We start from the raw sequence: 293 nt of genomic DNA, 5'->3' as shown, positions 1-293 counted from the left end.
ACTATTTTAATATCTCTAGGAAGCGCTGGTATGGCTTTTAATCCTTTATAATCCATAACACCTATACCAACTGTAATTAAAATACCTGCTAAAACTGCTGCTGGAATTTGCGATGCTATTGGGCCTAAACCTAATAGGATTATTAACAACATAATTCCGGCAATCATTCCAGACAACTTAGTTTTACCACCCGAGGTAATATTTACTACGGTTCTTATGGTTGCTCCAGCACCAGGAATTCCTCCAAAAATAGCCGCGATACTGTTACCTATACCTTGACCAACCAATTCTTT

Annotated in this window: 1 protein-coding gene; it reads right to left on the bottom strand. The window is 37.9% G+C overall.

Annotated features, from left to right (window positions below; genetic code table 11):
• The coding region (locus LG649_RS16085; RefSeq protein ID WP_262904515.1) for a SulP family inorganic anion transporter at positions 1-293 on the bottom strand (293 nt) is incomplete at both ends.

The sequence above is a fragment of the Neotamlana laminarinivorans genome (genome assembly GCF_020523925.1).
Lineage (GTDB): Bacteria > Bacteroidota > Bacteroidia > Flavobacteriales > Flavobacteriaceae > Neotamlana > Neotamlana laminarinivorans.
The sequence above is the reverse complement of the archived record's forward strand: the minus strand, read 5'-3'. Positions and strand labels throughout refer to the sequence as shown.